This is a genomic window from Streptococcus suis, from assembly GCF_002964045.1.
In the GTDB taxonomy this organism is placed as follows: domain Bacteria; phylum Bacillota; class Bacilli; order Lactobacillales; family Streptococcaceae; genus Streptococcus; species Streptococcus suis_U.
Map to the genome: position 1 here is coordinate 1 of NZ_POPB01000236.1, position 4,061 is coordinate 4,061.

Consider the following 4,061-nt stretch of genomic DNA (forward strand, 5'->3'; position numbering starts at 1 on the left):
TTTTTCTCTTGGAAATGGAATAAGAGAAGTTGATAGAGTTCATAGTGCTGTCGTAGTTCCTCGGAGAAAGACAGGAGTTTTTCCAGTATTTCCTTGTTAGTCAAGTGCATTCGGAACATAGGGCGATAAAATCGTTTATCGCTGATTTTACGGCTATCTTGTTGTATCAATTTCCAGTAGCGTTTCAAGGCTCGGTATTCCTGCGATGTTCTGTCGAATTGATTCATAATTTGAATACGGATACGGTTCATAGCACGACTAAGGTGTTGAACAATATGAAAGCGGTCGAGTACAATTTTTGCATTGGGAAATAGCTGTCTAGCCAATTTGTAGTATGGACTAAACATATCCATGGTAATGACTTTGACCCGATTTCTAACCTTTCTAGGATAGCGTAGAAAGTGGTTTCGGATGGTTGCTTGAGTTCTTCCGTCCAGAATGGCGATGACATTTAGGGAGTCGAAATCTTGAGCGATAAAGCTCATTTTCCCTTTTTTGAAGGCATACTCGTCCCAGCTCATCACCTCAGGTAAGGCATTCCAATCTGTTTCAAACTTGAACTCATTGAGTTTTCTCATAACTGATGATGTTGAGATAGATAGCCTGTGTGCAATATGTTTCATTGCTTGATTTTCGATGAGTAATTGAGCAATCTTCTGGTTAACAGCGACAGAGATTTGGTGGTTCTTCTTGACAAGAGGAGTTTCAGCGACCGCTATTTTTCCGCATTCTTTACACTTGAAGCGACGCTTTCTAAGGCGGATAAGTAGCGGGTAACCAGCAGTTTCTAGGTAGGGGATTTTAGAGGCTTTCTGGAAGTCGTATTTAGCCATTTGTCCCTTGCATTTTGAGCATTTAGGGGCTGTGTAATCCAAGTGACCGTGGAGTTCTAAGTGAGTTCCTAGGTCATATTCATTAGAGATAGTGATATTTTTGTCTTTAATTCTGAGAAGATTTGTGATAAGATTTAGTTGTTCCATATGAACCCTTTCTAATGTGAGTTTCGTCGCTTTTCATTATAGGTCATATGGGACTTTTTTTCTATACTCAAAAAGGCTCCATAATTTCCATGGTGGATTTACCCACTACAGAAATTATAGAGCCTTTCTTATATTCACAAAATTTTCTGAATTTTTAATTGAAAATCACTTTCAAAAGTAGTAAAATAATAAAAAATGAATTTGGAGAAACTATATGACAGTGAACATTGACTGGGAAAACCTTGGTTTTTCTTATATGAAACTACCTTACCGCTTCATCGCTCATTTCAAAAACGGCCAATGGTCTGAAGGGCAATTGACCGAAGATGCGGAACTGCACATTTCAGAAAGCTCCCCAGCCCTTCACTATGGTCAGCAAGCTTTTGAAGGCCTCAAGGCCTATCGCACCAAGGAGGGAAAACTCCAGCTCTTTCGTCCTGACCAAAATGCTGAGCGTCTGCAACGAACTGCTGACCGCTTGCTCATGGAGCCTGTACCGACTGACCTTTTCATCAAGGCCTGCAAGGAGGTGGTCAAAGCCAACGCGGACTACGTTCCTCCCTATGGAACTGGCGGCACCCTCTATCTCCGTCCGCTCCTGATTGGCGTCGGCGACATCATCGGCGTAAAACCGGCGGAAGAGTACATTTTCACGGTTTTTGCCATGCCGGTTGGCAACTATTTCAAGGGCGGCCTATCTCCGACCAACTTCCTCATTCAGGACAAGTACGACCGTGCGGCACCAAATGGAACAGGGGCGGCTAAGGTCGGCGGAAACTACGCGGCATCGCTCTTACCGGGTCAGTATGCCAAAAAGCAGGGCTTCTCAGATGTGATTTACCTGGACCCAGCTACCCACACCAAGATTGAAGAAGTAGGGTCTGCAAATTTCTTTGGTATTACAGCTGATAACGAGTTTGTCACGCCGATTTCGCCATCAATCTTGCCGTCCATTACCAAGTATTCTCTCTTATATTTGGCAGAGCATCGTCTAGGGATGAAGGCAGTGGAGCGAGAAGTCCTTGTCGAAGAATTAGACCAGTTTGTCGAAGCAGGAGCCTGCGGAACAGCTGCAGTCATCTCACCAATTGGTGGTATCCAGATTGCAGACAAACTCCATGTTTTCCATAGCGAAACAGAAGTAGGACCTGTCACGCGTAAATTATATGACGAATTAACAGGTATTCAGTTTGGTGATATTGAAGCACCAGAAGGTTGGATTGTTGTTGTAGAGTAAATCTAAGGTCATGTCATCAACAAAAAATAGAATTGCCTTAAAAAGGTAACTCTATTTTTTGTTGAACTGATTTGTATTTCTTTTAATGGTTGATTGTAAATTTAGGGCTCTTATATCTTCTAATTACGAACAATTTTGATATAATCGAATGTAGAGTAAAAAAATTTCCTGCACTATAGAAAGGAATATCATTCATGGATAAAAAAACAGATGATACATTGAATTTTCTTGAAATTGTCAATCTCTTTAAGAAAAATATCATTTTAATAGCAGTTTGTGCTTCGATTGGAGGTGCTATAATGGGACTTTATGCAAGTTTTGGTGTAACTCCCCAGTACGAATCGAGCGCACAACTACTAGTGGCACAGGATCCGATTGAAATGGGGACCACTAATACTTACGCACAAGCTGCTACATCTATTCGAACAAATCTGGAAATGATTCCAACTTACCGAGATATTTTATATGGTGTTCCAGTGTTAGGAAAAGTTTCTGAAACCTTTGGAGGCGACTATTCTGCAGCCTATTTGAAAGACCGCCTCAGCTTCATTCAAACAGAGGATTCTCAAGCCTTCGTTGTAAAACTAAGGTTAGACGATGCTACAGAAGCTCAAGCGGTTTTAGAAGAAATCACAACTGTTTTTAGCCAAACCTTGCAAGAAATTTATAGCGAAGGATTTGGGAAAGTCGTAGTTCTCTCCCCGGCATCCTATAATAGCAATAAGGTATCACCAAGTATCGTAAAGAATATTGTAACTGGAGTATTGGGTGGTGTCTTCCTTTCATTCGGCTTCGTTCTCTCACGAAATCTGTTGGATCGGACGGTTAAAAATGATGCGTTCTTGCAAAGTCACAATTTAACACTACTGACAGAGTTATACAATATGAGTGTGAAAGAAATTGTGAATGCTTCCTATCAATCAGAAAAATAATTTAGAAAGAGAGGGGTCCTATGTTTTTTGGAAAAAAGAAAAGACAGCGGGTTTTAAATAAGCAACAGATGCAAGGTTCACCACTTTATTCTGCAACCCAGCCTAACAGTTTAAATGCTGAACAAATTCGCGTTCTCCGTACAAATTTAGAATATGCTCAATTAAAAGGTAAGGTGAAGTCAATTGGGATTACCTCTTCTATTCCAGGAGAAGGGAAATCAACTGTATCTGCCAATTTGGCCCATAGTCTTGCCTCAACAGGTAAGAAAGTTTTGATAGTGGATGCGGATTTGCGAAAACCAACGGTTCACAGAACCTTTAAGTTAAAGAATGCTCGTGGCTTAACTGACTTGGTGGTTCATAATGAGGTGCGATTTACACAACATTTGAACTATCTTTCCGATATTGATTTGTATGTGTTAACATCTGGTTTTATCCCACCCAATCCTTCTGAATTACTTCAGTCAGAACAAATGACAAAGTTAATGACAGAACTGGCAAATTATTTTGAATACATTATTTATGATCTGCCTCCAGTTAATAGTGTGACAGATGCGCAAATCATGTCCAGAAAAGTAGATGGGATGATTCTTGTTGTTCGACAGGAATATGTGTTGAAGACGGAACTGGAGAAGAGTTTGCGCAATCTGAACACTGTCGAAGCAAATATTTTAGGTTATGTAATGAATGATGTAGCCATTGAGCAAAAGGATTCGTATTATTACTACTATGGATCCGATACGGAAAAGTCAGAATAAAAAATCATTATAAAAAAGAGGAGCTACATTTGTTAGCTCCTTTCAGATTGCAGACAAACATCGTTTTGGTGTTTGTCTTTTTTACTGTTTTTAGGGAAAAATAGCTGTTTTGGTGCTTAAACCACCTCATCTGGACAAAATAAAAAGGCCTTGT

Annotated in this window: 4 protein-coding genes; 3 read left to right on the plus strand and 1 reads right to left on the minus strand. The window is 40.2% G+C overall.

Going from position 1 to position 4,061, the window contains the following annotated elements; genetic code table 11:
• Window positions 1–980, minus strand: a 980-nt coding sequence (locus tag C1E99_RS02165) for an ISL3 family transposase (protein WP_105206448.1), incomplete at its 3' end; no start/stop codon positions are given.
• 214 nt (window positions 981–1,194) lie between these two features.
• On the opposite strand from C1E99_RS02165, the gene C1E99_RS02170 reads away from it, so the two are divergent.
• From C1E99_RS02170 to C1E99_RS02180, 3 genes are all read left to right on the plus strand, one after another.
• Complete coding sequence (locus C1E99_RS02170; RefSeq protein WP_105206449.1) at window positions 1,195–2,217, plus strand: branched-chain amino acid aminotransferase; 1,023 nt, start codon at window positions 1,195–1,197, stop codon at window positions 2,215–2,217.
• Between the two features lie 194 nt (window positions 2,218–2,411).
• Window positions 2,412–3,149, plus strand: coding sequence for a YveK family protein (locus C1E99_RS02175; RefSeq protein ID WP_105107182.1), 738 nt, complete (start codon window positions 2,412–2,414; stop codon window positions 3,147–3,149).
• A gap of 20 nt (window positions 3,150–3,169) precedes the next feature.
• Window positions 3,170–3,907, plus strand: coding sequence for a CpsD/CapB family tyrosine-protein kinase (locus tag C1E99_RS02180; RefSeq protein WP_105107181.1), 738 nt, complete (start codon window positions 3,170–3,172; stop codon window positions 3,905–3,907).
• The last annotated feature ends 154 nt before the right edge of the window (window positions 3,908–4,061 follow it).

Bases quoted from the DNA above. Each gene is read 5' to 3' on its own strand.
- C1E99_RS02170 (WP_105206449.1), top strand. From the start codon at position 1,195: ATGACAGTGAACATTGACTGGGAAAACCTTGGTTTTTCTTATATGAAA.
- C1E99_RS02180 (WP_105107181.1), top strand. From the start codon at position 3,170: ATGTTTTTTGGAAAAAAGAAAAGACAGCGGGTTTTAAATAAGCAACAG.
- C1E99_RS02175 (WP_105107182.1), top strand. From the start codon at position 2,412: ATGGATAAAAAAACAGATGATACATTGAATTTTCTTGAAATTGTCAAT.